This window comes from Falsiroseomonas sp. (assembly GCF_051860665.1).
In the GTDB taxonomy this organism is placed as follows: domain Bacteria; phylum Pseudomonadota; class Alphaproteobacteria; order Acetobacterales; family Acetobacteraceae; genus Falsiroseomonas.
The window spans coordinates 1-857 of the sequence record NZ_JBHYDM010000062.1; the positions used below are offsets into that span (position 1 = coordinate 1).

Genomic DNA, 857 nt, shown 5'->3' on the forward strand with positions numbered 1-857 from the left:
CGCTGATCGGCGGCGCCGGCAACGACACGGTCAGCTTCGAGTGGGAAACCTTCGGTATCTATCTCGACCTTGGCAACAACGTTGCATCCGGTTCGCGCGGCGCGGAGAGCATCTCCGGCTTCGAGAACGCGATCGGCAGCAACCTTACGGACGCCATGACCGGCAGCGAAGAGGCGAACCAGCTCGAAGGCCGTGACGGCGGCGACTACCTCTACGGCCTGGGTGGCGACGACGTGCTGCTGGGCGAGGGTGGCGATGACGTCCTGACTGGCGGCGAGGGTGCCGACACGCTCGAAGGTGGCGCCGGCAACGACAACCTCGGCGCTGGCGCCGGCGACGATGTGCTGGATGGCGGCGATGGTGACGACATGCTGACCGGCGCCGCGGGCAATGACACGCTGGACGGCGGTGCCAGCGATGACCTGATGGATGGCGGCGAGGGCGAGGACCTGCTGCTGGGCGGCGAGGGCGACGATACGCTGGAGGGCTGGGACGGCAACGACACCCTGGACGGCGGCGCCGGGTCCAACCTGATCATGGGCGGCGACGGCCTCGACCAGGTGGACTACAGCACGGGTGAGGCCGCGAGCATCCGCTTCGGGACCTATAGCGGTCTTGTGGATCGCTATGACGCGGACGGTTTCAACATCGGCGCCGATACCCTGACGGGGATCGAGACGCTGGTGGCGACGTCGGGCAGCGGCGACGCGATCGATGCCGCCGTGGAGGGGACGCGAAGCTTCGTGATCGACCTCAACGCCGGGACCCTGGTGGCCACCGGCAGCGGCGGCGTCGAACTCAGCATGACGGTGACGGGCTTCGAGCAAGCCGAGGGCGGCGCGCTGGATGATGCGATC

General features: G+C 68.3%; 1 protein-coding gene. It reads left to right on the forward strand.

What is annotated here, in order from left to right; genetic code table 11:
• A partial coding sequence (locus ACTIF1_RS26455) for a calcium-binding protein (RefSeq protein ID WP_439599464.1) occupies positions 1-857 on the forward strand: 857 nt, incomplete at both ends.